This window comes from Providencia sp. PROV188 (assembly GCF_027595165.1).
Classification (GTDB): Bacteria; Pseudomonadota; Gammaproteobacteria; order Enterobacterales; family Enterobacteriaceae; genus Providencia; species Providencia lanzhouensis.
Genome location: NZ_CP097291.1, coordinates 1,611,028 through 1,637,536, shown reverse-complemented (window position 1 = coordinate 1,637,536; position 26,509 = coordinate 1,611,028). Strand labels below are relative to the sequence as shown.

Annotated in this window: 34 protein-coding genes; 13 read left to right on the top strand and 21 right to left on the bottom strand. The window is 38.1% G+C overall.

Going from position 1 to position 26,509, the window contains the following annotated elements:
* Positions 1 to 21: 21 nt before the first annotated feature.
* The 4 genes from phoH to M5X66_RS07390 form a co-directional block, all read right to left on the bottom strand.
* Positions 22 to 807: a phosphate starvation-inducible protein PhoH gene (gene phoH / locus M5X66_RS07405; protein WP_036954719.1), complete on the bottom strand. Its 786-nt coding sequence runs from the start codon at positions 805 to 807 to the stop codon at positions 22 to 24.
* A 486-nt stretch (positions 808 to 1,293) separates the two neighbouring features.
* The gene (locus tag M5X66_RS07400; RefSeq protein ID WP_148444747.1) at positions 1,294 to 2,259 is read right to left on the bottom strand and encodes an endonuclease; all 966 of its coding nucleotides are present in this window, start codon (positions 2,257 to 2,259) and stop codon (positions 1,294 to 1,296) included.
* Positions 2,260 to 2,582: 323 nt separating this feature from the next.
* Entirely contained in the window at positions 2,583 to 3,044 is a 462-nt protein-coding gene (locus M5X66_RS07395) for a threonine/serine exporter (protein WP_080675670.1), read from the bottom strand.
* Positions 3,044 to 3,856: a threonine/serine ThrE exporter family protein gene (locus tag M5X66_RS07390; protein ID WP_154599333.1), complete on the bottom strand. Its 813-nt coding sequence runs from the start codon at positions 3,854 to 3,856 to the stop codon at positions 3,044 to 3,046. Before M5X66_RS07390 ends, M5X66_RS07395 begins: the two co-directional genes overlap by 1 nt.
* Positions 3,857 to 4,004: 148 nt before the next feature.
* Here M5X66_RS07390 and M5X66_RS07385 point away from each other — a divergent pair, with 148 nt between their 5' ends.
* Complete coding sequence (locus M5X66_RS07385; RefSeq protein WP_154609651.1) at positions 4,005 to 4,643, top strand: TetR/AcrR family transcriptional regulator; 639 nt, start codon at positions 4,005 to 4,007, stop codon at positions 4,641 to 4,643.
* On the opposite strand, the gene M5X66_RS18695 is transcribed toward M5X66_RS07385, so the two are convergent.
* The gene (locus M5X66_RS18695; protein WP_230083359.1) at positions 4,638 to 5,045 is read right to left on the bottom strand and encodes a hypothetical protein; all 408 of its coding nucleotides are present in this window, start codon (positions 5,043 to 5,045) and stop codon (positions 4,638 to 4,640) included. The genes M5X66_RS07385 and M5X66_RS18695 overlap by 6 nt on opposite strands.
* Positions 5,046 to 5,291: 246 nt before the next feature.
* Here M5X66_RS18695 and M5X66_RS07375 point away from each other — a divergent pair, with 246 nt between their 5' ends.
* Complete coding sequence (locus M5X66_RS07375; RefSeq protein ID WP_036954805.1) at positions 5,292 to 5,585, top strand: DUF5339 domain-containing protein; 294 nt, start codon at positions 5,292 to 5,294, stop codon at positions 5,583 to 5,585.
* 69 nt (positions 5,586 to 5,654) lie between these two features.
* Here M5X66_RS07375 and M5X66_RS07370 read toward each other — a convergent pair whose 3' ends face one another.
* The 5 genes from M5X66_RS07370 to sra all read right to left on the bottom strand — a co-directional run bounded on the left by M5X66_RS07370 (position 5,655) and on the right by sra (position 8,929).
* Positions 5,655 to 6,104, bottom strand: a complete 450-nt coding sequence (locus tag M5X66_RS07370; RefSeq protein ID WP_036954742.1) for a universal stress protein — start codon at positions 6,102 to 6,104, stop codon at positions 5,655 to 5,657.
* 188 nt (positions 6,105 to 6,292) lie between these two features.
* The gene (locus tag M5X66_RS07365; protein ID WP_036954745.1) at positions 6,293 to 6,631 is read right to left on the bottom strand and encodes a hypothetical protein; all 339 of its coding nucleotides are present in this window, start codon (positions 6,629 to 6,631) and stop codon (positions 6,293 to 6,295) included.
* A gap of 117 nt (positions 6,632 to 6,748) precedes the next feature.
* Positions 6,749 to 7,177, bottom strand: a complete 429-nt coding sequence (locus M5X66_RS07360) for a universal stress protein (RefSeq protein ID WP_006660028.1) — start codon at positions 7,175 to 7,177, stop codon at positions 6,749 to 6,751.
* A gap of 486 nt (positions 7,178 to 7,663) precedes the next feature.
* Complete coding sequence (locus tag M5X66_RS07355; protein ID WP_036954749.1) at positions 7,664 to 8,443, bottom strand: YaeF family permuted papain-like enzyme; 780 nt, start codon at positions 8,441 to 8,443, stop codon at positions 7,664 to 7,666.
* 267 nt (positions 8,444 to 8,710) lie between these two features.
* Positions 8,711 to 8,929: a stationary-phase-induced ribosome-associated protein gene (sra, locus tag M5X66_RS07350; RefSeq protein ID WP_230082493.1), complete on the bottom strand. Its 219-nt coding sequence runs from the start codon at positions 8,927 to 8,929 to the stop codon at positions 8,711 to 8,713.
* 390 nt (positions 8,930 to 9,319) lie between these two features.
* Here sra and M5X66_RS07345 point away from each other — a divergent pair, with 390 nt between their 5' ends.
* Together M5X66_RS07345 and M5X66_RS07340 are read left to right on the top strand one after the other, a co-directional pair.
* A complete protein-coding gene (locus M5X66_RS07345; RefSeq protein ID WP_108478225.1) occupies positions 9,320 to 10,018 on the top strand; it encodes an aspartate/glutamate racemase family protein in 699 nt (232 codons plus the stop codon).
* Between the two features lie 131 nt (positions 10,019 to 10,149).
* Positions 10,150 to 10,386 carry a helix-turn-helix domain-containing protein gene (locus M5X66_RS07340; RefSeq protein ID WP_036954760.1) on the top strand — a complete coding sequence of 79 codons (237 nt, stop codon included), beginning with the start codon at positions 10,150 to 10,152 and terminating at the stop codon, positions 10,384 to 10,386.
* 82 nt (positions 10,387 to 10,468) lie between these two features.
* Here M5X66_RS07340 and M5X66_RS07335 read toward each other — a convergent pair whose 3' ends face one another.
* The 4 genes from M5X66_RS07335 to M5X66_RS07320 all read right to left on the bottom strand — a co-directional run bounded on the left by M5X66_RS07335 (position 10,469) and on the right by M5X66_RS07320 (position 12,007).
* The gene (locus M5X66_RS07335; protein ID WP_187369791.1) at positions 10,469 to 10,612 is read right to left on the bottom strand and encodes a hypothetical protein; all 144 of its coding nucleotides are present in this window, start codon (positions 10,610 to 10,612) and stop codon (positions 10,469 to 10,471) included.
* Positions 10,613 to 10,745: 133 nt separating this feature from the next.
* Entirely contained in the window at positions 10,746 to 10,967 is a 222-nt protein-coding gene (locus tag M5X66_RS07330) for a YdcH family protein (RefSeq protein WP_108478997.1), read from the bottom strand.
* A gap of 142 nt (positions 10,968 to 11,109) precedes the next feature.
* Positions 11,110 to 11,559 (bottom strand): carboxymuconolactone decarboxylase family protein, encoded by a 450-nt coding sequence (locus M5X66_RS07325; RefSeq protein WP_036954767.1) that lies wholly within the window; start codon positions 11,557 to 11,559, stop codon positions 11,110 to 11,112.
* A 91-nt stretch (positions 11,560 to 11,650) separates the two neighbouring features.
* Positions 11,651 to 12,007 carry an MmcQ/YjbR family DNA-binding protein gene (locus M5X66_RS07320; RefSeq protein ID WP_036954770.1) on the bottom strand — a complete coding sequence of 119 codons (357 nt, stop codon included), beginning with the start codon at positions 12,005 to 12,007 and terminating at the stop codon, positions 11,651 to 11,653.
* 180 nt (positions 12,008 to 12,187) lie between these two features.
* On the opposite strand from M5X66_RS07320, the gene M5X66_RS07315 reads away from it, so the two are divergent.
* Complete coding sequence (locus M5X66_RS07315) at positions 12,188 to 12,532, top strand: hypothetical protein (RefSeq protein ID WP_036954774.1); 345 nt, start codon at positions 12,188 to 12,190, stop codon at positions 12,530 to 12,532.
* Positions 12,533 to 12,574: 42 nt separating this feature from the next.
* On the opposite strand, the gene M5X66_RS07310 is transcribed toward M5X66_RS07315, so the two are convergent.
* Together M5X66_RS07310 and M5X66_RS18690 are read right to left on the bottom strand one after the other, a co-directional pair.
* Positions 12,575 to 12,724: a DUF4113 domain-containing protein gene (locus M5X66_RS07310; RefSeq protein ID WP_230082494.1), complete on the bottom strand. Its 150-nt coding sequence runs from the start codon at positions 12,722 to 12,724 to the stop codon at positions 12,575 to 12,577.
* 16 nt (positions 12,725 to 12,740) lie between these two features.
* The gene (locus M5X66_RS18690; RefSeq protein ID WP_255427165.1) at positions 12,741 to 12,863 is read right to left on the bottom strand and encodes a hypothetical protein; all 123 of its coding nucleotides are present in this window, start codon (positions 12,861 to 12,863) and stop codon (positions 12,741 to 12,743) included.
* Positions 12,864 to 13,038: 175 nt separating this feature from the next.
* On the opposite strand from M5X66_RS18690, the gene M5X66_RS07300 reads away from it, so the two are divergent.
* Both M5X66_RS07300 and M5X66_RS07295 read left to right on the top strand, forming a co-directional pair.
* Complete coding sequence (locus M5X66_RS07300) at positions 13,039 to 13,170, top strand: entericidin A/B family lipoprotein (RefSeq protein WP_036954779.1); 132 nt, start codon at positions 13,039 to 13,041, stop codon at positions 13,168 to 13,170.
* 169 nt (positions 13,171 to 13,339) lie between these two features.
* Positions 13,340 to 13,573: a DUF1161 domain-containing protein gene (locus tag M5X66_RS07295; RefSeq protein WP_036954782.1), complete on the top strand. Its 234-nt coding sequence runs from the start codon at positions 13,340 to 13,342 to the stop codon at positions 13,571 to 13,573.
* A gap of 778 nt (positions 13,574 to 14,351) precedes the next feature.
* Here the strand turns inward: M5X66_RS07295 and M5X66_RS07290 are convergent.
* The 4 genes from M5X66_RS07290 to M5X66_RS07275 form a co-directional block, all read right to left on the bottom strand.
* Positions 14,352 to 14,807 carry an Hsp20 family protein gene (locus M5X66_RS07290; protein ID WP_036954788.1) on the bottom strand — a complete coding sequence of 152 codons (456 nt, stop codon included), beginning with the start codon at positions 14,805 to 14,807 and terminating at the stop codon, positions 14,352 to 14,354.
* Positions 14,808 to 15,153: 346 nt separating this feature from the next.
* Positions 15,154 to 15,366 (bottom strand): transcription antiterminator/RNA stability regulator CspE, encoded by a 213-nt coding sequence (gene cspE / locus M5X66_RS07285; protein ID WP_036954791.1) that lies wholly within the window; start codon positions 15,364 to 15,366, stop codon positions 15,154 to 15,156.
* Positions 15,367 to 15,616: 250 nt separating this feature from the next.
* Positions 15,617 to 15,769, bottom strand: a complete 153-nt coding sequence (locus M5X66_RS18685) for a hypothetical protein (protein WP_154609965.1) — start codon at positions 15,767 to 15,769, stop codon at positions 15,617 to 15,619.
* Positions 15,759 to 16,754, bottom strand: coding sequence for a YbgA family protein (locus M5X66_RS07275; RefSeq protein ID WP_154637373.1), 996 nt, complete (start codon positions 16,752 to 16,754; stop codon positions 15,759 to 15,761). The genes M5X66_RS18685 and M5X66_RS07275 overlap by 11 nt, the downstream gene beginning before the upstream one ends.
* 554 nt (positions 16,755 to 17,308) lie before the next feature.
* Between M5X66_RS07275 and M5X66_RS07270 the strand changes: the two genes are divergently transcribed.
* From M5X66_RS07270 to ttcA, 6 genes are all read left to right on the top strand, one after another.
* Positions 17,309 to 20,227, top strand: coding sequence for a xanthine dehydrogenase family protein molybdopterin-binding subunit (locus M5X66_RS07270; protein WP_154609917.1), 2,919 nt, complete (start codon positions 17,309 to 17,311; stop codon positions 20,225 to 20,227).
* The gene (locus M5X66_RS07265; RefSeq protein WP_036953454.1) at positions 20,224 to 20,790 is read left to right on the top strand and encodes a (2Fe-2S)-binding protein; all 567 of its coding nucleotides are present in this window, start codon (positions 20,224 to 20,226) and stop codon (positions 20,788 to 20,790) included. The genes M5X66_RS07270 and M5X66_RS07265 overlap by 4 nt, the downstream gene beginning before the upstream one ends.
* A gap of 11 nt (positions 20,791 to 20,801) precedes the next feature.
* Positions 20,802 to 22,121, top strand: coding sequence for a cytochrome c (locus M5X66_RS07260; RefSeq protein ID WP_108479000.1), 1,320 nt, complete (start codon positions 20,802 to 20,804; stop codon positions 22,119 to 22,121).
* A gap of 322 nt (positions 22,122 to 22,443) precedes the next feature.
* Positions 22,444 to 22,890: a DUF3290 domain-containing protein gene (locus M5X66_RS07255; protein WP_036953459.1), complete on the top strand. Its 447-nt coding sequence runs from the start codon at positions 22,444 to 22,446 to the stop codon at positions 22,888 to 22,890.
* A gap of 8 nt (positions 22,891 to 22,898) precedes the next feature.
* Positions 22,899 to 23,549 carry a DUF421 domain-containing protein gene (locus M5X66_RS07250; RefSeq protein ID WP_036953461.1) on the top strand — a complete coding sequence of 217 codons (651 nt, stop codon included), beginning with the start codon at positions 22,899 to 22,901 and terminating at the stop codon, positions 23,547 to 23,549.
* Positions 23,550 to 24,014: 465 nt separating this feature from the next.
* Entirely contained in the window at positions 24,015 to 24,929 is a 915-nt protein-coding gene (gene ttcA / locus M5X66_RS07245) for a tRNA 2-thiocytidine(32) synthetase TtcA (RefSeq protein WP_036953463.1), read from the top strand.
* 267 nt (positions 24,930 to 25,196) lie between these two features.
* Here the strand turns inward: ttcA and zntB are convergent, their stop codons facing one another.
* Positions 25,197 to 26,180 carry a zinc transporter ZntB gene (gene zntB, locus M5X66_RS07240; protein WP_036953465.1) on the bottom strand — a complete coding sequence of 328 codons (984 nt, stop codon included), beginning with the start codon at positions 26,178 to 26,180 and terminating at the stop codon, positions 25,197 to 25,199.
* Positions 26,181 to 26,509: the final 329 nt, after the last annotated feature.

Below are 26,509 nucleotides of genomic sequence, written 5' to 3'. Positions count from 1 at the left end.
TGTAGTGGATTAAACTAGTTATTAGTCATTGTAAGCCATCAGCGCTTTGTGACACAGCTGAGATCTTACACAGTCATCAATCGTGAAGTTGACCATCGAGACCATTTCATCGCTACTAAAACGCTGTAACGCATCCCCCAAACCTGACTGAACGCCGCTTGGTAAATCACATTGGGTTACGTCACCGTTCACAATTACCGTTACGTTCTCACCCAAACGGGTTAAAAACATCTTCATTTGAGTGACTGTGACGTTCTGCGCTTCATCGAGAATAACAATAGCATTTTCGAATGTGCGACCGCGCATATAAGCAAATGGTGCTATTTCGACTTTAGCAATCTCAGGGCGTAAACAATATTGCAGGAACGAAGCGCCTAATCGCTTCATTAATACGTCATAAACGGGTCGGAAATAAGGCGCAAACTTTTCAGACATATCTCCCGGCAAGAACCCAAGATCTTCCTCCGCTTGCAATACCGGTCTGGTCACAATGATTTTACTGATTTCCTTGTTAATCAAGGCATCTGCGGCTAACGCAGTACTAATATAGGTTTTACCGCACCCTGCCTCACCATTAGCAAAAATCAGTTGTTTGTGTTTGATGGAATTAATATAGAGCTTTTGGGCTTCATTACGTGGTGTTATCGGAGTTTCATCGCGACGTTCTTTCGCCATACCTATCGGCTCAATGCCCGTAAATTCAGCGAAGGAGGTAACGTTGTTCATATCATACCTCCCTGAACGATCTTTGCGTGATGTACGTTTCATTTCACGACGTGCTTTTGTTGCAGCTTTCTGTCTACTCATAGTATTAACCCTTCCAGGTATCGATGATGTCAATTTCAGATGACGAACTATTCAAAACAGAGAGGAGCTCCCTTCAAGCTCTTGTGTAACTTAGGTTGATAATTTAGGTATAAAAAAACCGGTTAGCAATCTCATCATGTCAGTTTCATGATGGAGTGGTAACCGGTCTCGCACATTGATTAACAAACACCTAGTTCTCATTAGTTTCTCCTATACAGGCGATACTCGTAAACTAAAGAATCTGCATGACAATATTATGACAATATAAAAAATAATTCACTCGCACTATAAATATTACATTGACCCTAATATCATCAACCTACAACGTTTCCTTATATTAAATATAGCGCGTGTTTTTTTTGAATTGCAACATTAAATTAACAGGAAATGTGTAAATTCACCTACCCATCAGATAAAATGTGAGAAATATCATATAAAAGCTGCAATAACCCATCAATACATTGCATTATTACAGCTTAAATTTGATTAACGTGGTTTACAATTACCCGCAAGCTGATAACCTTTTGCTTGAGCATCCGCTTCATTAGCAAAGAATTCTGCATTTTTATCCGATAAGGTTTTAAAGCCAGAACAGTGGGATAAATGATATTTCTTTGAATTACGGTTACCTTTTACCTGCATCTCATTTTCCTTGTTTGGGGTAGATTGAGGTGCTGGCAGAGGAACTATTTCACTGGGCTTATCACTCATGTTTAAGCCATCGCCGCTATTTTTGTGTCCTAAACTCCATGTTCTTTCGCCCGTCACAAATGGGTTATGGTGCCCCATCATTTTAGCAATACGCTGGTCACGTTTTTGTTCCCATTCATCCACTGGGTACTGTTTATCCCACGCCATAAATAACTGCTGCTGTTGGCGTGACATGGATAAGTTATAACGGTCATGCATATAGAAGTAGACCCGTGCAACCTGCCCTTTTACCTCGTCGCGTGGCTCAAAGATTCTCTGTTTAAAATCAATACGACTACGACATGCACCGTAAGAATAAGGCGCATTAGCAGGTAACTGACCATAACTCCAATTACTGCGGTCACCGTTCACTTCCCCAATTGAAGGTGCGAGGTTATGCATATCAGCCTCCATTCGAGAAAACACTGGGTCAGTTGAGACGCAATTTTTACGACCGCCATTTTGCCAGCACTGTCTTTGATGACCAAACACCCAAGCAGGAACGATATGTTCCCACTCAATACGCTCCGCACGGCTCTGCTGCTTGCGCACTTGGTAGCCACAGGAGGCTAAATCAACTTGTCCACCACTTTTACCTGTCCATTCCCACTCACAGCCACAGTATAGCGTTCCTTGTCCTTGATGATTTTGATCACCATAAACGAGGCTTTTACTGGACGTTTTCGCTTCAGTGAAGTTGTTCGGTGCAGCATAAACGGAAGAGATAAATAACGAGGAAAAACATACTAACGCAATGATCATGCGCGAAAAATAAAAAATCTGTTTCAAAATAACACCATTGATAGGAAAAAAAGCAATTTATTAAATACAACACGCAAGTTATTCATGCAAAAATTGCTGAATACGCTATGTATACTCGCTAGTTGAATGAAATATAAGTCTTTTTGATATCAATTGATACTCAATTTTATTACACCAAAAGCAATATCGGAATTTGTGCAATAATATACAAAGAATAGATAACAAACTTTATTAACAAAAAGCGTTAATCACTATCAATTAACGCTTTTGCTATGACGTGGTTTACTGCTTAATGACTTCAAACAATGAAATATTCTTGAGCATCAAACACTTGGTTTTTTGCGATATAGCCATAATCCCGGTAATGAAATGCCGATAGAGAGCGCACCGACAATAAAAGATGCCCTTAAAAAGTAAGTAACCAGCGTTTCCATTAACTCTGGGGTATAGCCATATTGAGAAATTTTCACCACAGAAATCATTGCGATATAAGCGCTGATCCCCGGAAACATAGGAATAACCGCTGCAACGGTAAAAACTTTTGGATGAGCCAGCCACCAACGCGACCACTGGATGCCAATCATGCCAATTAAAATCGCAGCAAGAAAACTCGCCCATTCAATTTGCAAACCCAGCGACATTAAAATCATTCGTGAACCATAACCAATCGCGCCTAATAGCCCACAATATTTCAGCGCCCTCACAGGCACATTAAATACCATTGCAAAGCCGACGGCGGGGACAGCCGCTAAGACCATTTTCTCAATTAGCTCAATGAAAAACATTAGGCCCACTCCCTTAGATTCCAAATGATCATTGCCAGTACCACGCCGATACAAGTTGCCAGCGTTAATAAGCTCGCCATCATCCAACGAGCGATCCCTGTATTCACATGGCCTTTAAACATATCCGCCACCGCATTAATTAATGGAAATCCTGGGACTAGTAGCAGCACACTTGCCGCCATTGCAATGGTTTCAGTCACATTTAAATAAGGTACTTTGAGTAATAACCCCGAAACGGATGTCGCGACAAATGCTGTAATACAGAAGTTAATCAATGGGTTAATCTGGCGAGATGTTAACACTTGCCGGATATACATCGCACAGCCACTCGCCATAAAGGTGATCAACGCACTTTCCCAACCACCACCGTTAAGGGAACTGAAGCAAGCACAAGAAAGCGCCACCATCACCACCATTAACCAGCGGGGATAACGTAATGGTTTGATACCTGCTAATTTTTTTTGTAGTTGTTTACGGTCAAGTAAATGATGCTCAACGAGGATCACCGCATGCTGAACTTCAGTCACTACATGCATATTAATGCCACGGTCAATAATCCGCCGAGTCGATGTTAAACAGCGCCCATCGATGATTGTGGTTAATACGAGTGAGTTAGATGAAATCGCACTATCTACCTGGTTAGCGCCCAAAGCGATACCTAAGCGTGTTGTTAATTGCTCAACCAGCATACTCTCAGCCCCATGCTGTAATAGCAGCAAACCGCATTCAATACACAGCTTTGTAATTTCTCTCTGTGTATCAACAACTTCTTCTTCTCTCTGCGTTTTTTCATCAATCGTGCAATCCTTCATTCTCTCCCCCAAGGATTTGACAAAAATTCAGATATTGATTTAAACATGATAATATTCATATACATCATAGAGGAAAATAACAAACTGAATTATGACCTCTTTCAGATAATTTAGCCTCGTGCCGCCATTTTGTTAGGAAATTGATTTCATGAACCAGACAAGTTCCGCCAAAACACCAAAAGGACAGCGTCGCCACCAAGCACTTATTACGGCTGCGGCGGATATTTTTCTGCAATATGGTTTTGAAGGCACGACATTAGATATGATCATCGAACGCGCGGGCGGTTCCCGTTCGACGTTATATAAAAACTTTGGGGATAAAGAAGGTTTATTTGCCGCAGTTGTGGCATATATGATAGACGATATTTTTACTGAACCAGACCATAAAGAGCCGCCTTTAGACAGCATTGAAGCGGTATTATCGTTTTATGGTTCGCGTTTTTTAGTCAATGTGATTAAACCCCAATCTATCGGGCTATACCGCTTAATACTAGGGGAATACAATCGCTTCCCTGAGATTAGCCAACTCTTTTTCGAACAAGGTCCCGTACAAAGCTATCAGCGCCTTGCCGAAAAGCTTGCACAAATTCCGACTGTCAAAGTCGATAACGACACACTGTTAAGCATTTCATCCCGTTATTTAGAGATGCTAAAAGCGGATGTTTTTATCAAAACTTTCTGTGTCGAAAACTTTAAACCTAGCGATGAATTTATCCATCAACAAATTGGGCTTTCTGTGGATATCATCGCTAGCTATATTCGTAAAATTAGTGCCAGTAAATCATAGCCCATTTAAAATTTCAGTGGCTTGCTGTTGCGCAGCTTGGGAGCTCCCCACTAAAAAAACTTCAGGTCCATACAGAGATGAAATAACCGGTGCTGTACGCTCCATTTCATCTTTATCTCTCCCATCTGGCTGTAATGTGATCACCATAGCTCGACAATATTCTGCCATCGCCCCTCTTCCTTCTTTCAACCAACGACGTACAAATTTCATACACTCCATGTCTTCTGCTGTTGGTTTTCCTTTCGGTTCCATTGGCGGATAAATTAAAACAAATGGCGTCTTTTTCGCTAATAATTGCTCAAGTTCCGATAACCATGACTGAGTTTCCATCATTGACGTTGGAAACGTATTCATAGCACAGACAGGCCAGTTCTGAGTATTAATCATAATACTGTTATTCATTATCATTCCTTACGTTGGGTTGTTAACTCAATAAAATGTACTGAAATGTACACTTTATTATTACACGCAGTCAATAATGATTATCATTTATAGTTTGCAATTTATGCTATAGCCACTTGCTTTAATATTGGCATGATTAATTTGATAAAAATTAAAACTCACTGAAATATTCATCATTGGTCGATGTCTTTTTAAAAAATGGGATGCTATGCTGACCGAAATATGACTTTTGAAAGTGAAAATATGATGAAAAATATTCTGCCAATTGCATTGGGTCTATTTGTTTCGCTGACTGCATTGAATGCTAATGCAGGACAAGTTTGTGACAAATATTTCAAAGAAATGAATGCGCTAGTTCAACAAGCTGAAGAACAATATAAAAATGAGCCTAATGCGAATGAACAAATCGCATTAATGAAATCACAATTAGAAGACGCGAGAAAAACCCTCGCAAGTTATCCTGAAGATACACAAGAGCAAGCATGTAGCCAAGCATTAACAGCTATTGAGCACGCTAAAGAAACGGTCAATAAATCTTAATTACCCTAAAAAAAGACCTGATAACTCAGGTCTTTTCTATGAATCCAATCTGTATATTAAACAATAAAATTATCTTACGACTAAAACGGATATTTTCGCATAAGAGACGATCCCTGAAGCATTCGAACCTAATAAGTGTGTTGAAATACTTGGGTTACGCGAGCCAACCACAATAAGGTCGGCATGAACTTTCTCAGCTTCATCTAACACTTTTTCTCTTGGAGAGCCAAACTCCACTTTATAAGAGATCCTATCTGCTGGGAAATCCATATCTTTCACAATATGATTAACCAGTTCAACAAGCTGTTCTTCCGAACGTTCTATTGCCTTTTTTGTAAATGATGCAAGCAAATCATAATGATAGCTATAACTCATCGAAAATCTTGAAACATCCGGTACTGAGTGAAATAGATGGATGTTAGCGTTATCCATTTTTGCTAAATGAATAGCTTGCTTTAACGCTTTATCAGTCAATGCATCTTCAGAAATATCAACGGGAACCAAAATAGTTTTATTCATATAAGCCCCTCTCAAGGATGTATCTCTCATTCAATTTATTCGTTTTTTGAATAGATGAGATAGCGGTTTAATGGTTATTTTTTGCCAACAAAAGTATAGTCTGAATAAAATCAAAATGTCGTGAACTGGTTTACTAATCTGAAAATCAATTCAGTAAAATAACCACAACATTTGGCACTTTATTCAATCTAATCCTCTTCTAAGTGCCACTTATGTAATATGCGATGAATAAACGGCGTGACGATTAAGCCAATACTAATAATGAATACACTTTGTAAAAATAAACCGTAAATAGCGATAAAGAAACGGCCTGTTTGGGTGATTGGTGCCGGCTCAATCGCTTGGCCGCTCAGCATTGATAATGCATTCAGCATAGATTCCATTATCGAATGCCCTTCAATAAAATAAAAACCAATAATCCCAGGCAGTAAGCCAATGAAAAACACTAATAACGCTAAAAAATAAAAACGCAGAACTCGTAAAACAAAATGTTCCATGCGCATTAATTCTTTAGTGAATTTCTCCATAAAAATCCTACTCAGTCCATGCCGATATGCCAATTCAACAATGACCTTGCAAACGACATAAAAAAACCTATGCAACATTACAAGAACTTCATTGCATAGGTTTTAAAAAAGAATAAATTAACGAACAACCAGTACGGATGTTTCTGCGTAACGAACAATTCCTGCCGCAGTAGAACCTAACAAGTGAGTCGTAATATTTGGACGGCGAGAGCCAATCACAATAATATCGGCATTAATATCTTTTGCGGTGTTAATCACTTCATCACGAGGTGAACCAAACGTAATAGTGTAACTGACATCATCATGAGGAAGATCAATCGAATCCATCAGCATTTTCATGTCTTCTTCTGCTTTCACTGTCGCGCGGTCTTTAATTTCCATATAACCCAGCGCATATGCATTGATAATTGCCGAAGAGATAGGCAATACGTGGATCAGGTGAATTTTTGCGCCAGATTGTTTCGCTAAATTTACCGCATGACGAACCGCTTTACTGGTCAACTCTTCTTCAGTGAGATCGATAGGGACCAAAATTGTTTTGTACATAAGCCCTCCTGATAAATTATCGAATAAACATTAACAATAAAATTATAATCAACTGTACGTAAATGTCTCTTATCTCAAAAGATAAATGAGATCTCCGGCTACAAATTAACAACATTATTTCTTTATCAGCACTAAAATTCACTTCATCACTCAGAGAAAAAGCAAAAAATGTTAAATATTTTTCGTAGGAATTAACTGAGATTCCATTAAAACAAACCAATAAAACTATTGATCAATTTGTTTTTTAAGCATTTTTGGGATTTATGATGGGATAAAAAATTATAATAGTTATATGAAAAAAGGGGTTGATTTCTTAAATGAGAATAGTTATCTTTTATCTCGTGAATAGTTGAGTAAATTACTCGGTCTTTTCACAACGACATTGCTCACATTGCTTCCAGTTTAGCTGGCCAACTCGTTTGAGTTGGCCTTTTTTTTATTCTATGGCAAACAGTATTTCATCAAAACTTCGCCTGCAATACCTCATCACTTATTGAGGATCGCGCCCCCAAAGCTCCAATTTTTCAAATGTCCAACATAGGTTAAACGTTCTGTCGGCATAAAGGTTGGTACATCCCCTGAACGCATGTGCAAAATATCAGCAGGCGTAATCCATGATGAGTTCCCTTCAAACAGTGGTACACCGGCATATTTATACGCATCTAGGACAAACTGCGAACAAAAGAAACCGTTGGCTTGTTCAATATCATCCCCTAATTGCACTGTAGCCAGTGTTTTAAGGCAAAAATTACGGATAGTCTGTCCAATTAGTGGTAATTCGCACACGCGTTTTGTCAGCATCCACGGCGCAATCATGATGATCCCTTTCATGTTGTATTTGCCTCCGTCATTAGCAGTAGAAAACTCACGCAGTTTTTCTGCATGAAATGACGTTAATAAGTTATGCCGTAATACAACCATATTATTAGAATCCGTGATTGCTTGGTCGAGAGGAATAATTCTGACTCCACTTCCAACCGATTCTGCCACCTGACCAAATCCTAAATAAATAGAAGCGTGACTCACCCCACTCACACTAAATAAGCGGATCCCCCACGAGTTCACCCCCGTTGCTGAAGACAAAAGGATATCTCCGGGCAGCATATCCGCCACTGTCAATGTTTCAACTGAATCCTTAATCGGGATCGTGTTAGCGTGCTGAATACTAAACTTCAGCTTATTTGATTCATCTTCAGTTTTAAATTGTGTTGAACAACCATTTATAAATAGAAAACAAAAAAATAGCATCCATTGGCATAATTTCATCTACACATATCCATTTTAGTTGTATTTATCATTATTCTCGCTCCCGATTTTATCGACAGAATATGACTATCACACTATTTTATTTTTTTTAATAGATAGAAACTTAGTCGCGATCACAAAAAATTACTGAAGGATCATGAACCATTCCAATGATAAAATACCATCAGATAATTCAAAAAAAGACATGGATATATGATAGGAATTTATTATTTAGGAACAGAAACCCTCTAGTCAATCTAGAGGGTCACATCTTACCCTAAAATTAAATTAGATATATTCTGGATAAAATACGCTGACGGAATGATAGGTTTTCTTCTCGGTTGCTTTATTTTTCTGTACCGCAACAAATTGCTTATCTTTCAGGTTTTCAGGTAAAGTCGTAGCATTTTCCTTTGCAATCACAGAAACTTGAATATTACGCTTAGAACGACTTAATTTAAACGGCATCCCTAATAAACGACGAGCCTGATTATTACTTACCATCATAAACTCCTTAACTAAAAATTTAAATTCATAAACTGAACATCAAAAAAATAGTCAGTGTAGGTCACTAGGTTTATTTTACTTACTATTTATCTAAAAAATAAAATAAGTAACTTTAGTAGTATAGCAGCAATAAAATATTATTTAATAAAGATTTACTGGACAGTCCCAGTGCGTTATCAATTAATCTTTCAAAAAATAAAAATGAAGTTAATCTCTAATATACGATTAATTATAGAAAGATAACTCCAATATTAAAACTAGTAAGATAGTTATCAGTTAAAAATAATCTCAGCTTTATTTATATTATTGATAAAAAATGATATTAACGGATTGACTCCCCATAAATACGCTCAGTATAGTAAGAAAAAAACACATATAAGGTACTTAGCAATGAAGACTATAGGACTTATCGGGGGAATGAGCTGGGAATCAACCCAACTCTATTATCAGCAAATAAATGAAGGTGTTAAGCAAAAACTAGGAGGGTTGCATTCCGCTAAGATTGTTTTATACAGTGTTGATTTTGCTGAAGTGGAGCATTTTCAATCTCACGGTCAATGGGATCTTGCTGCTGACCATTTAGCAAAAGCAGGGATGAGTTTACAAGCTGCTGGCGCTGATTTTTTAGTTTTGTGTACAAATACGATGCACAAAGTTGCTTCCCAAATCGAAGAAAAATCAAACCTTCCTCTCCTTCACATTGCAGATGCAACAGGCGAAAAAATAATACAATCAGGCATTAAAACTATTGGGTTGTTAGGTACTGCATTTACCATGGAGCAAGCTTTTTATAAAGATCGTCTGATTGATAAATTTAATTTAAGCGTTATCACACCGAATGAGACAGACAGAAAAATCGTTCACGATATTATCTACAATGAGCTGTGTTTAGGCGTTATCTCTGAGGCTTCACGAACCGAGTATCAACGCATTATGAAATCACTCGTTGAACAAGGTGCTGAGGGTATTATTCTTGGATGTACTGAAATTACATTGCTGGTAAATGGAGATGATACTTCCGTGCCCGTCTTTGATACCACGGCAATTCATGCGCAAAGTGCAGTTCAATACGCACTAAAAAACCAGTAAGAGCGAATTACCATACATTAGGATAATTATCATAAAATTATCCTATCATCACCAAAATGCAGATACTTCCCTATTAACGTTTAACATATCTATGTTATTTATTGTCCACCACTAATTTTAGGGCTGTACAGATGAACGAAAGAAAACTTAACAACCTCTCTTTAGGTCAATTCATCAAAGAACAGCGTCTCGCTCGTCAAATAACTGTCACCGAGATAGCCAAAGCCATTTCAGTTTCAGAGCGCACATACTCCCAATATGAAGACGGCTCCTCATCTATATATGTTGCACATCTTATTGCACTAAGCTCAGTATTAAATGTTGAACTTCACACACTGCTCGACGCTTATTTAAATCCAGAATCATAATATTTAAACTCTCCTCTTAGCATAAAGCCTTTAGCTTTCACTTTATGCTAAGTCTCGTTTATTGATGTATTTGAGAGCGCCCTTAGGGTTGAATATAAAATACATTCATCATGAATATTTCTGTTATTTTTCCACTATAAAGTAGGTATTCCACAGGCGTTGCAATCATACTGATAGAGCTCATCATCACTTCTGCGATCATTTCTATTGGGTTAAATACAGGCATATATATTCTCCTTTTCGGACACACTATCTTAGCTAAGTAGTTCCGCATATAGGATTAAGTGCAAATTACTTCTAATAAAATCAATAAAAAGCCCCACACTTGGCGAGGCTATGAATTGTCGTAATTTATCGATTTAACTCAATTCTGGCGGGTTTTTAAGTATTTGATGTATCTCTTCTTTGAGACGAAGTTTTTCTTTTTTTAACTCGATAACATCAGTGCCATACCCACTTCTGTCTGGATGCTCCAGTCTAGCTATTTCATGATCGAGTTGATTATGCCTATTAAATAAGGCTCTAAAATCAGGATCTGACTGACGAAGTTGCGAGATTAAATCACGATACTCTGGGAACATAAGTAATTACTCCATTAGCTGATTAATACGCACGATCCAGTGTCACGTAGATTAAAAATGAAGTCACTTTACTTATTGTAAATATAGGACAAGTATCACTAATATTAACCTATAATTCGACTAGCGAATAAGACTGCTATAATTACGGCTTCACTTTATAGCGGCTCGCGATAGCAATGCGATTAAAAGAACCTATGATGATAGATACCCATTCAATTAATACTAGTTGCTCATCGCTCCAGTGCTCCGCGGCTTTTTCATAAACATCATTAGGTATATGCCCCACATGAACCATATTGACTGATTCAGCCAATAAGAATGCAGCTTTCTCTTTTTCTGAAAAATAATCTGCTTCTTCCCATACAGTAACCAATGCGATTTTATCAATACTCACATTGCATTTTTGAGCGTCTTGGGTATGAAGTCTCACGCAAAAAGCACAGCCGTTAATTTGGGAAACTCTCAATTTAAGCAGGTGGATAAATCCTTCTTCCAATCCTAATGATACTGCTTGCTCATCAATATAATTGCTAATCTCAATCAATTTGTTATACGCATCAGGAGAACTTTTAGATAATGATGCTCTGTTCATATTCACTCCAAGTTATATTGCAATGAGTATATATAACCAGTTTAAATAAGATTCATCTATCGATTTAGTGTTGCACTATCAATGATTAAGCTTATGCAGTCAATTTGTAACTCTCGTCAATCAACGCTTTAAGCTCATCTTCAGGAAATCCACTGTCCAACTTTATAGTAATCCAGTGCTCTTTATTCATATGATATGCTGGATATACCCCTTCCTTTAACCTCAATGAACCAACTAATTCAGGAGGAGATTTGAGGTTTATAATATTAACCATCTCATCACTCTCGCTTTCGTATAATCTCTTTGAAGAAATCGTCAGAATGACAGCAAACCACTTTGCGTTATTTTTATGTCTATAAATAATGTAACTAGGAAACTTAGCCCATGGGTACTCAGCGACAGCACCATAATTACTCTGGATATATTCCATAAGTTCATTTTTGTTCATCTCACCATCCCACTGATAAGTTTCAGTTATGCTAACTTAGCGAGAATATAAATTGCAACAAACGAAAAAATACGCGAATTTAGCCTAACTTATGACACTATTGTCAAAATAAAAATTTTAGGTAATCTTACATAAGTTTATTATGTAATTACCTCACTAAATTACTTTTTAGGAAAAATTATGTTTGAATCTAAAAATATGCCATTAATTTCTTTCCGCGCTTTTTTAAAGCGAATGCTATTACATTTTGGTTACGCTTTTGCACTTATCGTTACCACTTTACTCATTGGCATTGTCGGGCATATAGCTTTTGATTCGAGCATAAGTTGGCATGATGCCACATTCAACAGTGCCTTTATAGCTAATGGAATTGGTCCATACATTGTTCCGCAAAACATTTCAGGAAAGATTTTTTTCGCTTTTTATGGTGTATTCACCAGTCTGGTTTTTATGACCACTCTAGGATTGATATTTGCACCTATTGCTCATCGAATGTTACACAAATTCCATTTAGATGATGAGTAAAAAACCGTCTAGTTAAATCCCATGACCCAAGGCATGACCTTTTCAAGCGCTCGCCACAGGCAACTCATCAAAATTTGTCGTGTATACTGGTGACGACATTTCGTGCTTCATCTGATATCCACTATCGCTTCCTTTCGCAGCAAACCAGACTTTACCTAGGCCACTATTATTTATTGTGTCTAATGTTTTCATAAGCTCATCGCCGTTCTTAAATGGTTTTTGATTGCCATAGCCAGAGTGGTAAAGCGATTGATAATAATATTAAAAGAATACCGACTAACAAGCATTGAAAAACATTAAGCATACGGATAAATATCTCTTCTAATTTCATAGAATGTACCCTTCATTGCTAATGTTGATTGACAGTATAATAAGTGTTAATACTTAAAGTATTAACACTAAAAATATGACAGCTCTATGCAAGTGAAAATATCAATCAAGTTGTTCTGCTATAATTAAAAATGATCTTTTGTAACTTATAACTTCACACCTAAAAGGAAGAAAATATGTTGAAAAAAATCAGTTTTCTTATTTGCTCATTAGCTGTTGTTTTCACATTAACTGCCTGTAACACCACTAAAGGTGTTGGTGAAGACATAGAGGCTGGAGGTAAGGCAATACAGAGAGTAGCCCAGTAAAAACCTACATTTAACAGATTAATAAAACACTAGCGGGTTAGAGATGAAGATACCTTCTAGTGTTTTACTACTATCAACGGATAGCTTTAAATATTTCATTTAAGTATACTTATTAAGCTTTTTAAAAGAATTTCTATTAAATGACTCCAGCTTATAAGGAATATTGCATATGAAAAGAAGAATAATTATTGCTACATTAATAACATTATTTATTCCAGCGATTGCGAGTGCGTCATGCGAAAGCGTTGTTGAAGAAATTACGCAAAAAATTATTAACAATGGCGTTCCTGAAGAGAGCTTTACCATTACCGTCGTTTCAAATGAAGAAGCAGCCTCACAACAAGGTACTGTTGTAGGTAATTGTTCTAATGAAACACAAAAAATTATTTATACAAAAAAATAATTCTCCCCAAAAGGGCTTGTTGCAAAGCCCTTTCATTTCTCATTACCAACTTAATAAAACGCAATCATCTTCCTGCAAATGGTCACCAACCACAAATTGATTTATGTTGGTTGAATTTGTAAAGTTCACTGCCACGATCGCGATTGTAGCCAAGGTTCCCTCTCCCTTTAAGTTAAATCACTCGATCCGCTATGAAGTGATATCTGTGTATTGGTGAAATTTTTATATTAATTGTTAATATATTAACAATTTAAACAATTGGATTTGTTGACCACTCTATTGTTAAATTCGTTACTGCTCAATTTTCCATATTGCTTTCCTGTTAAAAATATACTTTACTATTGAATAAAATTTTCATTACATAAGGGAGCGGTATCGATATATATGTATACTAACCCTATGGCTCTCTTACTCGTATTTATCCCTGCCCTTGCCTGCATCCTATTCATTATTGCTCAAGATAAAAAACAACCAGATATAATGACACTTTTTTTAAAATTCTCTATCTACTTGTTAAGCACTCTGGCTTTCATAAATTTAATTTTTTTCGCAAGAGCGTTCACTGATTGGTATTAACGTTTGCTTGGACTCCGCGATTCGTTGTCTGAATAACCAATAATTTCGGGTAGCGGAGTCAGTAGGTCGAGCAGTGATTACATCATCCAAGCCAGTGGCAGTAACAATTACGATTTTTTACAGCTGGCTTTCATGTTCCCTGCACTAACATGTATTAGGCAAAAAAACCCGCCATTGCTGACGGGTTAAAAATACAGAAAAATTATTTTGTATCTTTATTTTCAATAGCTATGATCTGAGGTTTCTCTTCTTCCGGAATTTCATATTCAATATTTAATGTTAACAAACCGCTTGATAATTCTGCGCTTTCAATTTTTACATTCTTACCGAGATTAAATTCAAGAGAAAATTTATTTTGTGTTATACCTTTATGGATCCATTTCTCTGAATCATTAACTAATTCAGTTGATTGCTCACCTTGTACATAGAGCTTCCCACCTTTTAAGGATACGCTTAAGTCATCCTCTTTATAACCAGGAACACTGACAATTAATTGATAATTTGATTCATTTATTTGCTTTAAATTATAAGGATGCTCTGAGGTTAATGGTCGGTTACCAGTTAATTGGCTGAATAAACGATCCATTTGGTCAAACCTGCTAGAAAGTAGGTTATCAGATAATGTTGGAAGTAGTGAAAAAGATCTAATGTTAGACATAATTTCTCCTTCAATATCAAACTAACTACCTATTACATAAGCACCATTAGCCATTCGCCCGTATGGATTAACTCTTTATCTTGGTGCATAACTTATATAGTGTCGCTAATGAAAATTTCAATTCAACACTTACAATTCTTTACATTAAATGTAAGCAAGCATAAAAAAACCCCGCCATAGCGAGGTTTTTAAAAATATCCAATCTGGTGACTAACATGTCTGAGCTTTCAATGGTACTTTTGCAAAAGTGCATTTAACACCGGAAGGGTTACTTTTGGTTGCTTCAAAATGATAGAGTCTATATAGAGAACCTTTATTTCAAGGACATCTCATAAAGAGATCGATCTTAAAGAGCCACTACATTTACAGCAGCTGGACCTTTTGCACCATTTTCTACCGAGAAGCTGACTTTTTGCCCTTCATTAAGAGTTTTAAAGCTATCACTTTGGATTGCAGAAAAGTGAACAAACACATCTTTGCTTCCATCTTCAGGAGAAATAAAGCCAAAGCCTTTAGATTCGTTAAACCATTTTACTAAACCAGTCATTGTATTAGACATATTGAATTCCTTTGAATTTTTAATTGTTGCCACATGGCATATAGGTTTGATTTTTCTTGATACTTATGGAACTAATTAGAAGGAATTCACTACGAATGGGTATCTGTGGGATAACGCTAAACGGGGGAACTTTTCAAAACTTGCTTTCATAAATAGGTCTGTACTTCCAAACCAGTGGAAGTATTAAGCCACACAAACACTGGGATAGCAAATTTAATTTTCAATTTCACGGCAAAAGGGGGGATTTTGCTTAGTGTGCCATCCATTCATTAGCAATAATTTTTTCAAATAACTCATATAGATAGCCAACATGGTCTTTAGATTCAATATTCATATGATTGGAAGAACCAATCATATCAGCAACTTTAAAATACTGAAGTAGTATTTTAATATCATAACCCATATCTCAATCTTAATGACTGAGGATAAGGATGAAAGTATTTTTGATTATTCAAATAGTTATCAGGATATTCAGATAAATAGTGCGTAATTAATGTTAATGGAGCCAATAAAGGCTGTGTTCCTTGGCGGTATTCGAGGATTAACGCGCTCAATGCTTGTCTTTGGTTTGATGTCAGATAGCGTTTAAAATAACCTTGGATATGCATAAGCACATTAGTGTGATTGCGCCTAGTCGCTTGGTGTTGTAATAAATTCATAAACTTATTTCGATACTCATCAAAATAAGAATCGATTGAATCCCATTCATTGTTACTAGCAACAAAACGACCAAGTTCTCGATAAAGAGGCTGTGAATGCGCTAATAAAAGGAGCTTATATCGAGTATGAAAGTCGATTAATGAATGACGATTAAATGCATTTTTCTTTAATTCATTTAGCTCATGAAGAGCAAATACCCGTATAATAAAATTTTCTCGAATATGAGGATCGCTTAACCTGCCATCTTCCTCAACAGGCAACCAAGGCATTGCTTTGAGTAATTGTTCAGTAAAAAGCCCCATTCCAGACTTTTTATTACCATTGCCAACAGAATCATATACTCGAACCCTTTCCAAGCCACAACTAGGTGAGTTTTTGCATACAATATAACCACTTAAATTTAAAAGCCCACTCAAATAAGTGGTCGAAAACTGAATCATCTCTTCAGTTAAATCCCCTTCACGACCATCGCTGAATTTGAGCCTAACGCTATTTTCGTCAGATTTAACTAGCCTCAATGCGGGTCTAGGTGTTGGTAAACCAATCGCCATTTCCGGGCATGCTTGTTGGTATTCGAAATAATCTGATAACTCATCTACAGCAAAATGAAAGCGCTTATGACCACCATCAAATCTAACGCTATCACCCAATAAGCATGAGCTAATACCTACTGTGATTTTTTTACCTGATGTATTGCTCTTATCGCTAGAGGTAAGAATATTAACCATCATTGCACCTTATATAAAATCACTTATATACAAAATTGATTTATAGTAATAATTGGAATTCATATTAGTAACATTGCACTTTATTTACTAGCTTTATAAACCACGACTCTATACTCTAATAAAATAAACAAAAAATCTCACAAATGTGAGGTTTTTAAGCTACCGACGTTGTAGTCACTCTTATCACAATATCGACATAATCATATGCTTTATATAATAAAATACATATTGATTTAATTATTCATTAATAAGAATTACTATCATTTAAATAAATTACATTCTAATAAAACTCAGTTATTTTATTCAATACTGTCATATTAAGATGACCACAACAGTATTATTCACTTTCTTGTCTAGATCCCTTTACTCGTTCTTGATATATCAATACAGATACCCATACTATTTATGTAACTTACTGAGCTATCTGATATTAGCCATCAAATTGCGAACAAATTAAATCGAAATAAAACAATCTTATAATGCGTGGCTAAAAAATATTATTGACTTCCATTGCTCATAATAAAAACCCTAAAAATATAATCAGGGAGCACACTATGTCGGGTCATATTTCTAGACGTAACTTCATCAAACTAGGCACTATTGCAGGCATTGCAGTGATGGTGGGTAAGCTCCCTTTTGCGATAGCAATGGAGCTAGATTCTGACTCTCCATCAACCGATTGGATAGGTCAAAATGGTAAAGCACGCTTTCGTTGGGATGGTGTTGAAAAGGTCACCGGCCGTAAAAATTTTGCTCGTGATTACCGCGCTAAAGACATTCCTGGTTGGCCTAAAAAACAAAGCTATGCCTTTATGTTAAAAGCAACAGAAGCAGATAAAACCTTTGAAGGCATTGATATTTCAATGTTAGGTCCAAATTTACAGCCTGATAAAGTTGTTTTACAAGAAGACCTTATCCGTGATGGCTTAAATATTCCTCAAGACACCAGTATGGGAAAAGGCTTCTATGGCACCAATATTTTAGTGCCTCTAGGGGACACTCCACCGATTATTGGCCACCCTGTTGCCATCTTGATTTATCATGATTTCGATAAATACAGCGCAGCACAGCGTATGTTACGTTTTGCGACAAACACCGTAAAATATGGAATGGTGACTGGACCAAAACCGCCCGCTAACTATGGTGCAGCGCGATATGTACGTATCGGTGGTGATACACCACTTTCACCTTCTATCTTTTCCCCTTATCAAGATTCAGGTATTAAAGGTGGGTTCGATGGCAATACACCTGTTTGGCCTCCATATGACCCCAAACATGCCATTTCTATTCCACCAGTGATCCGTAAAGATCGTGGTGGTGGTTTTATTCAAGCCCTTCATCAGGCAGAAAAAAGCCCTGATAAACAAGAAAAAGCAATGGATTACGCACGGCAAATTGAACAAGAAATCGCTGCAGCTCGCCAGAATCCCGATAAATTTGTGATTGAGCGCCATGGTTTTTCACAATCCATTGACCCTTGCGCAATGGAGCCTGATAACTGTAATACTTGGTATGACGCACAAACCAAAACACTGCATATTTTAACCGCGACACAGTCTCCTGCAGGAGTCGTCAACGCCGCTGCTGAGTTATCGAAGCACAACAAACATTTTTCTGTCGAGAACATTGTGTTATTAACAGGTTCTACCGTCGGTTATGGCTCAAAAGACTATTCGGTTTTTCCTTTCTATTCGATGGTCGCCAGTTTCTATGCTGATGGCTTACCTGTTCGTATGGCAAATGACCGCTATGAACAATTCCAAATGGGAATGAAACGCCACTCTATTGAGATGGATGTCACCATTATCGGTGATAAAAAAACGGGCAAATTTGATGTATTAAAAGGTACTTATAACTGTAATGGTGGAGGTCGTGAAAACCTCTCGGTTGCCGTATCACACGTTGCGGTACGTGGTGCCCAATCTATTTATTATTTCCCAAAATCTGACCTCACCGCTCTCGCCATGGCCACCCCGGCTGTCGAAGCAGGCTCAATGCGTGGCTTTGGTTCCTTACAGTCGATGGCAGTCACTGAATTGATGGTCGATGAAATCGCTCATAACCTCAATATTGACCCAATTGAACTGCGCCGCCGTAATGCCATATTAGAAGGTTATCCGAATACACAAGGTGGTGTAATAGCTGGTGACCCTCGCAATGTCGAAATGTTAAATCTTGCGGAAAAACACCCGATTTGGGTCGATCGTGAAAAAAATAAAGTCGATTATGAAGCAAAAAACCCCGGTAAGTTATACGGCGTTGGCTTTGCGCAAGTGCAGCAAGTTTATGGTTCTAGCGGTGTTCCAACGATTCTTTCTCTTGAATTTGATGCGAATGGCAAGCTAACAATGCGCCATTGTATGCAAGAGATTGGTACCGGTGGTACAACCGCACAACAAGTTATGGTATGGCAAGCACTCAGCAAAGCCCCTGATGTGGTTGAATTTGGGGTAACTGAATTTGCAGAACTACCACTCAAAACCAGTTGGGCAGATCAGAAAAAACAAGATGAACTGTCAAAAACTGATCCCTATTGGACACCTGCGCTGATCCCTGACATGAGTTCATCGAGCGGTGTTTATTACATTGGATTTGGTACACGCCAAGCGGGTCATTTTTTATTAGAAAATACCCTATGGCCTGCGGCCAAAAGCATTTGGAGTGAAGGTCCAGGCGGAGGAGCATTCAATGGCTTAAATGTTGAATTTGCAGATATTCGTGTCGGATCTGATGGTATTGGCGGTGGTGGGATGAAGCCCATTCCTTTTGACATTTTAGCCAAAAGAGCCCATGAGATGGGGCTAATCACCGGAGTTGCTGTTCACGGCTATTCAAGCTGGCAGTGGGCTCGCGCAGAGTTCGATATTCCAACTGTAGGATTGAAAAATCTCCCTCTCGATGCAATATCCGTTCGTTATGGCGAGGGTGCTCCACAAGAACTGAAAAAGCAGATGACAACTGGCGGTTACCATTTTATTAAACGTAAAATTGCCTATTACCCACCAACACAACGCGCAAAAGCTGACCCAACTACGGTCACACCAGCTTCCTGCCTCGTCGAGCTCAACGTCAATACTATGACGGGTGAGGTCGATATCATGCGCCACCATATGATTATGGATCCCGGTACAATGATTGTCCCTGAATTGGTTTCAGGCCAAATTCAAGGAGGTACCGCGATGGGTATTGGTCACGCATTGATGGAAGAATTGCCACTGTATGAAGATGGGCCAGGTAATGGAACATGGAACTTTAATCGCTATGTTCTGCCACGCGCAAAAGATGTTGCGGTTTGGCAACAAACCATTGATTACTTACCTCCCCTATCAGAAACTTCGCCACCAAAAGGCATGGCAGAACTGGGAATGATCCCTATCTTACCTGCGACGAGTAACGCATTAACCCATGCGACAGGTAAGCGTTTCTATGAATTCCCTATCACGGTAGATAAAATTAAAAAGGCACTCTCATGAAAATCAACCATGCCGTTCCGATTATTGAGCGCAAGCCACTAACACTGACCATTAACGGCCAGAAAATTGGTCCTATTGATGTCCCTGTTGGGATGCCAATGATTGAGTTTTTACATGAATACCTTGACCTCACAGGCACCCACTTTGGTTGCGGGCAAGGGATCTGCCATGCTTGCACCATTATGGAAATTCAGCCCGATGGCTCAACGGTTGAAAGCCGTACCTGTATCTTTGGTGCCCATTATTTCAACAATAAAAATATTGTTACCATCGAAGGGCAAGCCAAACTGGATGAACAAGGCAAAGTTGTTGAATTAACGCCAATTCAACAAGCTTTTATCGAAAACTTTTCGTTCCAGTGTGGCTATTGTGCCCCCGGTTTCGTCACGGGTGCGACGGTATTTCTTGATAAACTGAAGAAAAACCCAGTGAAACGAGACCAACTCGAACATGCGATTGAAGAAGCCCTCAATGAGCATATTTGCCGTTGTACAGGCTATGTTCGCTATTATGAAGCAGTGAGGAAAGTCGCTCTAGACACTCCTGGCTGCGTGATCGACTAGGGAGAAACCTCATGGCTAAATCCAGCTCTCTACGTAAAAGCATTTATATTATTATCTTATTATTCATCATATTAATGCTTGCGATCCTATTTGGTGCTTTTCGTACCTCCAGTATCGGTCCTGATTTAGATAAACCGCTGACCTCAGAAGAAGTCGCCAAATTGCTGCCAAGAGGGCAAGAGTTGGCAACTGCTGGTGATTGCTTTGGTTGCCACTCATTACCTGAAGGGCCATTGGCTGCGGGTGGGCGTGCCATCGGAACCCCTTTTGGTACCATTTATTCCACAAATATCACGCCTGATAAGCAATTTGGTATCGGTAACTATACCCGTGCTGATTTCCATCGTGCTTTGAAAGACGGAATTGGTAAAGAAAGAGGCAATCTCTACCCTGCCATGCCGTTTGTATTTACCCATATGACGACATCGGATGATATTGATGCCCTGTATGCTTATGTGATGTCACTTCCGCCAATCAATGTGCCAAACAAAGAAAATACAGGTGTATTTGTCCTACCCGTTCGCCCATTTATGAACTTCTGGACTTTACTTAATTTCCCTAAACAAAATGCGCCTCATGACCCACAACGCTCTGCCGAGTGGAACCGAGGAGCTTATATTGTTGAAGGTCTAGCACACTGTGGCGCTTGTCACTCACCACGTAATTTAATGATGGGTGTCGAGTTTTCACGGTCACTTCAAGGGGGTGAAGAAGCCGGTTTAGCCATCCCTGATATTACAGCCGAAGCGCTTTCCAAACATGGGTACGATACCGCCTCTTTGCGCCAATTCCTGCTTACAGGGAATGCCCCGCAAGGCTCTGCATTTGCAGATATGAGTACAGTGACTCATTTTTCTACTAGCCAGATGAATAAAAGCGATGTTAATGACATGGCAATTTATTTAATGACGGATAAACAAGGAAAAATACTTGGAGCCGACACTCCGCCAGCTCCATTGCCTGAGGCAAACTCACCAGACGTGGGTAATGTAAGTCAAATCATGGAAACGGGTCGGTTAATGTATATGTCTACCTGCGCAGGTTGCCACGGGATCACCGGAGAAGGAGTCCCTAATGGCATTCCAGCGTTAAAAGGTAATGCCATCTTAGCTATGGACAGCCCCGAAACCTTTATCAGTGTAGTGTTAACGGGTATTCCAACCACCACTTTCCCTAATGGGCAGCGTATGTATGCTATGCCAAGCTTTGCCGATGATTTAACGCCACAAGAAATGGCAGATTTAATATCATGGGCGCGCGCCGAATGGGGGGGGCAAGGTAAACCTGTCACTGCCGAACAAGTTGAAAAACTGAAAAAGGCGGCTCAGTAATCGCTCATCGCTTCTCTTCAAATGACTTATTTATTGAAGGGAAGCGACATTATTATTTTCATTACGATATTTGAATAAAATCTCCATTAATATTTTTGTTATCTAAAAAACTATCTTGAATTAATCCCACAAGCAGGTTTTCAAAATGCTTCCTTTGATAAATACTGAAACCATCGACAATTTTTAACTTCAACATAAAAATCAATGACAGCTCTTGGGTAATGACTGACAACTCAAAATTAGATTTTAATATCAGAGCTAAAATGCGAATAAGTCACTATAATAAAGATAGATATAGTGAACAATCAGGAATGATTTTTATATGAATTTTTATGGGATAGATTACTTGCAAGCGCAGTCTAATATAAATGATTATTTTAAATATATTATTATTTTTGGCACTTTATTTGCTTTAATCGTTTTTTTCATCCTATATATGCGTCACCGCCTACAAACTAAATATCGGGATTTAACGATTATCGCCTTCTTATTTTTACTCTTCATTTCAGGCATTCAGTATCAAGATTATACCGATAGTCAAAATATACACTCAAAATCATCCCAAATGGTTAATTTCGTAAGGTTATTATCAAAAGAAAAAGGGGTTGATATAAATTCTATATTTTCTAACTCGGTACAATTATCCGATGGCATCATCATTAAAATTGATGACCGTTATTACCGTATTCATTTAAGCGTAGATCAACAAACTTACAGCTTAGAAAAAGTTTGGTTAACAAATCCCGAAATTAAAATCATAAAAAAATAAGGCATAAAATGATTATTTATACACCTATTATTATAAAGCTTGGATTAGGGATCCTATGCCTGATTGTTCAAATAAACCTCATGGGCAAAGGAAATTTAGCCCCTTCATCCGCAATGGATCAAGTTCAAAACTATGTTCTAGGCGGTATTATTGGTGGTGTCATTTACAATGAATCAATAACAGTACTGCAATTTATACTCGTGTTAATCATATGGACTTTACTTGTTTTTGCCCTTAAATTTTTAAAAGAGAATAATCCCTTTATTAAACGAATTATTGACGGCAAACCTATAACCTTGGTACATAATGGCAGCGTTAACGTTAAAGAATGTCTAAAAAACGGTGTTTCCGCTAATGATTTGATGTTTAAACTAAGATCAAATGGCATATACGAAATAGAGCAACTAAAACGCGTTGTTCTCGAACAAAATGGGCAATTGACTATTATCCAAAGTGGCGATGAGAATATACGTTATCCAATTATCGTCGATGGCTTAGCTAACCATGACTTACTCGAAATCATCGGCAAAGACATTGAGTGGTTAGAAGACAATATTTCGAAACAAGGTTTTAATAAAATCAGTGAAGTATATTTAGGTGAGTATTTGTCTGGTAGGATTAATTTATATGGATATGAAAGAAAGAATAACGCAGATTAAGTTAGATTCGCACCTTGTATAGCACTAACAGAACAGTTACCGCTTTTGGTATTTGGGTCATGCCCTGAAACCAAAATTGCTCGAAGCCTTGTCTTGCGGCTGTTTCATTGATAAATCAGGATATTGCCCTATTATCATCCTACTTAACTTACCTTCAAATCGGTAAGAGTATGACCATTAGATAGAACCTTTTTTGCTTACTAGTATCGAAAGCCCCCTACCATCTGCTATCATTACCGGCTTAGAGATTTCTTTACCATGAATGTTTTTTAGCTTTTTGTCTGTGAGTTTATTAATTTCTGACATATCAGTCTTATCCAATGTCTAGAATCTTATACAAAGTCTTATACACGAGTCAGTATAAGACTGGGTTAATTCAGAAAAAACGAGAACGACAAAAAACAAAAAAGCATATATATTTCAAAAATTTAAATAGCAATCAGAAACAAGAAAGAACAACCGAGAATGACGACTAATAAAGAACAATACAACTTAAACAAACTCCAAAAAAGAATCCGCCGTGATGTTGGGCAAGCCATCGCCGATTTTAATATGATCGAAGAAGGCGACCGTATCATGGTCTGCCTGTCTGGGGGGAAAGATAGCTATACTCTGCTGTCTATTTTGCAAAGCCTGCAAAAAAGTGCCCCAATTTCATTCTCTTTGGTCGCTGTTAACTTAGACCAAAAACAACCAGGCTTCCCTGAACACATCTTGCCAGCTTACTTAGACGAACTCGGTGTTGAGTATAAAATTGTTGAAGAAAACACCTATGGCATCGTAAAAGAAAAAATTCCTGAAGGAAAAACCACCTGTTCCCTGTGCTCTCGTTTACGTCGCGGCATCTTATATCGCACGGCGACAGAGTTAGGTGCGACCAAAATAGCGCTCGGTCATCACCGTGATGATATTTTACAGACCCTATTTTTAAACATGTTCTACGGCGGTAAATTAAAAGGTATGCCACCAAAATTGATGAGTGACGATGGCAAACACATTGTTATCCGCCCTCTCGCCTATTGCCGCGAAAAAGATATTGAGCGTTTTGCTGAAGCAAAAGGATTCCCTATCATCCCTTGTAACTTATGTGGATCCCAGCCGAATTTACAGCGCCAAGTCATTAAAGAGATGCTACGCGATTGGGATAAACGTTACCCAGGGCGCATTGAAACTATGTTTAGAGCGACTCAGAACGTTGTATCATCTCACCTATGTGATACTGAACTATTTGATTTTAAAAATATTTCACATGGTGATGCCGTGATCAATGGTGGTGATATGGCTTTTGACCGTGAAGAATTGCCTGCTCAGCCAATGATTGATGAAGATGATCAACCAGACTACAGTGCTGACCGCTTAGATGTGATTGAAGTTAAGTAAGATAATAAAAATTGGTCCGCTACCTCTGGGCAAACTCAGGGGTGGCATCAGATTTTATGCAAAAAAAAGCCGATGTAAAATACATCGGCATTACAGTGGTCAATTATTCTGTATAAGAACTCAATATGAGAAAAACTACAATTATGGAGCACAACGTTCATCGCTCAACGTTGCATTCACCTGCGGGAGTAATATTGCCTTAAAACCCTATACCCTTTATTGATTTATCTCAAACTAGCACCCATTATCCAGAACAATTCACCTTTCTTATAGCCATCGACTTCTTTTTAACCACCAAAATACCGTAGCAATTAAGCAGGCGAGTAATAAACAGAACGCACTAAAGGCAAACTTGAATTCATTTCCAGGGATACCCCCTAAGTTCACACCAAATAAACCGGTTAAAAATGTGGTTGGTAAAAATATCATCGCCATTAATGACATGGTATAGATTCGACGATTCATCATTTCCGTCATCATATTCGTAATTTCATCAGACATAATGGCGGTACGTGCAATAAAACCATCTAAATCTTCAATACAGCGCCCTAATCTATCTGATATTTCTTGTAAACGACGTCTGTCATTATCATCTAGCCATAATAATTTTTCAGCGGTTAATCGAGAAAACATATCCCGCTGCGGTGCCATATAACGGCGCACGACAATAATTTGTTTACGCAGTAAGGCTAATTCCCCACGCTCAGGAATTTCGCCATGTAATATCAAATCTTCCATTTCAATAAGACGTTCGTGAAGAGAGTCGGTGAAATCACTAATTTCATCGGTCATTGCATCCGTGACATCGGCAAGCCATTCACCGGTACTCTGCGCACCGACGCCTTGTTTAAGATCATCAATAACAGAATCTAATGAGTGAACACGTCGGTGACGGCATGAAACAATCAAACGGCTATTCATAAAGATACGAAATGCCACCAATTGCTCTGGGCGCTGCCCTGCGGTGTTATTCAGGGTTTGTAGTGTCAGCAGAACGCCATCACCAATACGCACCATCCGCATACGATTCATTTTACCCGTCAATGATGACTTCACTTGGTCATTAAACAAATCAGTCTGTTGGATCCAGCTAGACGTCTCTTTATTTTTATAATCGTAATGCAGCCAAAATGGAGATTGCTGTGTTGCAGTGGCATTTAAATCGATAGGAAGAACACCGCCATCTCCATCTAACTGAAAGGCATGAACGGGGTTAGAGTGTTGAAATTGCGATCCATAGGTCGACGCCATGCAATTATCTCCTTAAATTGAAAAGTAAGGTATTTTTAGTTGATTAAAGGGAATATTGCAATGATTTCAATAACAAAATCAAAATACAAAGTTTAAGTAGGTGTTAAGCAAAGGAAAATAAAAGCATAAAAATAAGATGTTATGCAAGATTTATAGCCCAATGAAATTTCTCAATTTTTGCTAGAGAGATCCCATTTGATTGACACAAATTAGCAATAAAACCGCAAAGTTTTTTCCTATTATTAGCGCTGTAGTGTTTATTCCTTTTTGGTCCTCCTTCTGACTCTCCAGTGGAAGGAGTTTTTTTTATTTTGGGTCTCCCAAAATTT

What these genes read in the sequence shown, in the direction of transcription:
- phoH (WP_036954719.1), bottom strand. Translation starts at nt 807, where the DNA reads ATGAGTAGACAGAAAGCTGCAACAAAAGCACGTCGTGAAATGAAACGT.
- M5X66_RS07400 (WP_148444747.1), bottom strand. Translation starts at nt 2,259, where the DNA reads ATGATCATTGCGTTAGTATGTTTTTCCTCGTTATTTATCTCTTCCGTT.
- M5X66_RS07395 (WP_080675670.1), bottom strand. Translation starts at nt 3,044, where the DNA reads ATGTTTTTCATTGAGCTAATTGAGAAAATGGTCTTAGCGGCTGTCCCC.
- M5X66_RS07390 (WP_154599333.1), bottom strand. Translation starts at nt 3,856, where the DNA reads ATGAAGGATTGCACGATTGATGAAAAAACGCAGAGAGAAGAAGAAGTT.
- M5X66_RS07385 (WP_154609651.1), top strand. Translation starts at nt 4,005, where the DNA reads ATGAACCAGACAAGTTCCGCCAAAACACCAAAAGGACAGCGTCGCCAC.
- M5X66_RS18695 (WP_230083359.1), bottom strand. Translation starts at nt 5,045, where the DNA reads ATGAATAACAGTATTATGATTAATACTCAGAACTGGCCTGTCTGTGCT.
- M5X66_RS07375 (WP_036954805.1), top strand. Translation starts at nt 5,292, where the DNA reads ATGAAAAATATTCTGCCAATTGCATTGGGTCTATTTGTTTCGCTGACT.
- M5X66_RS07370 (WP_036954742.1), bottom strand. Translation starts at nt 6,104, where the DNA reads ATGAATAAAACTATTTTGGTTCCCGTTGATATTTCTGAAGATGCATTG.
- M5X66_RS07365 (WP_036954745.1), bottom strand. Translation starts at nt 6,631, where the DNA reads ATGGAGAAATTCACTAAAGAATTAATGCGCATGGAACATTTTGTTTTA.
- M5X66_RS07360 (WP_006660028.1), bottom strand. Translation starts at nt 7,177, where the DNA reads ATGTACAAAACAATTTTGGTCCCTATCGATCTCACTGAAGAAGAGTTG.
- M5X66_RS07355 (WP_036954749.1), bottom strand. Translation starts at nt 8,443, where the DNA reads ATGAAATTATGCCAATGGATGCTATTTTTTTGTTTTCTATTTATAAAT.
- sra (WP_230082493.1), bottom strand. Translation starts at nt 8,929, where the DNA reads ATGATGGTAAGTAATAATCAGGCTCGTCGTTTATTAGGGATGCCGTTT.
- M5X66_RS07345 (WP_108478225.1), top strand. Translation starts at nt 9,320, where the DNA reads ATGAAGACTATAGGACTTATCGGGGGAATGAGCTGGGAATCAACCCAA.
- M5X66_RS07340 (WP_036954760.1), top strand. Translation starts at nt 10,150, where the DNA reads ATGAACGAAAGAAAACTTAACAACCTCTCTTTAGGTCAATTCATCAAA.
- M5X66_RS07335 (WP_187369791.1), bottom strand. Translation starts at nt 10,612, where the DNA reads ATGCCTGTATTTAACCCAATAGAAATGATCGCAGAAGTGATGATGAGC.
- M5X66_RS07330 (WP_108478997.1), bottom strand. Translation starts at nt 10,967, where the DNA reads ATGTTCCCAGAGTATCGTGATTTAATCTCGCAACTTCGTCAGTCAGAT.
- M5X66_RS07325 (WP_036954767.1), bottom strand. Translation starts at nt 11,559, where the DNA reads ATGAACAGAGCATCATTATCTAAAAGTTCTCCTGATGCGTATAACAAA.
- M5X66_RS07320 (WP_036954770.1), bottom strand. Translation starts at nt 12,007, where the DNA reads ATGAACAAAAATGAACTTATGGAATATATCCAGAGTAATTATGGTGCT.
- M5X66_RS07315 (WP_036954774.1), top strand. Translation starts at nt 12,188, where the DNA reads ATGTTTGAATCTAAAAATATGCCATTAATTTCTTTCCGCGCTTTTTTA.
- M5X66_RS07310 (WP_230082494.1), bottom strand. Translation starts at nt 12,724, where the DNA reads ATGAAAACATTAGACACAATAAATAATAGTGGCCTAGGTAAAGTCTGG.
- M5X66_RS18690 (WP_255427165.1), bottom strand. Translation starts at nt 12,863, where the DNA reads ATGAAATTAGAAGAGATATTTATCCGTATGCTTAATGTTTTTCAATGC.
- M5X66_RS07300 (WP_036954779.1), top strand. Translation starts at nt 13,039, where the DNA reads ATGTTGAAAAAAATCAGTTTTCTTATTTGCTCATTAGCTGTTGTTTTC.
- M5X66_RS07295 (WP_036954782.1), top strand. Translation starts at nt 13,340, where the DNA reads ATGAAAAGAAGAATAATTATTGCTACATTAATAACATTATTTATTCCA.
- M5X66_RS07290 (WP_036954788.1), bottom strand. Translation starts at nt 14,807, where the DNA reads ATGTCTAACATTAGATCTTTTTCACTACTTCCAACATTATCTGATAAC.
- cspE (WP_036954791.1), bottom strand. Translation starts at nt 15,366, where the DNA reads ATGTCTAATACAATGACTGGTTTAGTAAAATGGTTTAACGAATCTAAA.
- M5X66_RS18685 (WP_154609965.1), bottom strand. Translation starts at nt 15,769, where the DNA reads ATGGGTTATGATATTAAAATACTACTTCAGTATTTTAAAGTTGCTGAT.
- M5X66_RS07275 (WP_154637373.1), bottom strand. Translation starts at nt 16,754, where the DNA reads ATGGTTAATATTCTTACCTCTAGCGATAAGAGCAATACATCAGGTAAA.
- M5X66_RS07270 (WP_154609917.1), top strand. Translation starts at nt 17,309, where the DNA reads ATGTCGGGTCATATTTCTAGACGTAACTTCATCAAACTAGGCACTATT.
- M5X66_RS07265 (WP_036953454.1), top strand. Translation starts at nt 20,224, where the DNA reads ATGAAAATCAACCATGCCGTTCCGATTATTGAGCGCAAGCCACTAACA.
- M5X66_RS07260 (WP_108479000.1), top strand. Translation starts at nt 20,802, where the DNA reads ATGGCTAAATCCAGCTCTCTACGTAAAAGCATTTATATTATTATCTTA.
- M5X66_RS07255 (WP_036953459.1), top strand. Translation starts at nt 22,444, where the DNA reads ATGAATTTTTATGGGATAGATTACTTGCAAGCGCAGTCTAATATAAAT.
- M5X66_RS07250 (WP_036953461.1), top strand. Translation starts at nt 22,899, where the DNA reads ATGATTATTTATACACCTATTATTATAAAGCTTGGATTAGGGATCCTA.
- ttcA (WP_036953463.1), top strand. Translation starts at nt 24,015, where the DNA reads ATGACGACTAATAAAGAACAATACAACTTAAACAAACTCCAAAAAAGA.
- zntB (WP_036953465.1), bottom strand. Translation starts at nt 26,180, where the DNA reads ATGGCGTCGACCTATGGATCGCAATTTCAACACTCTAACCCCGTTCAT.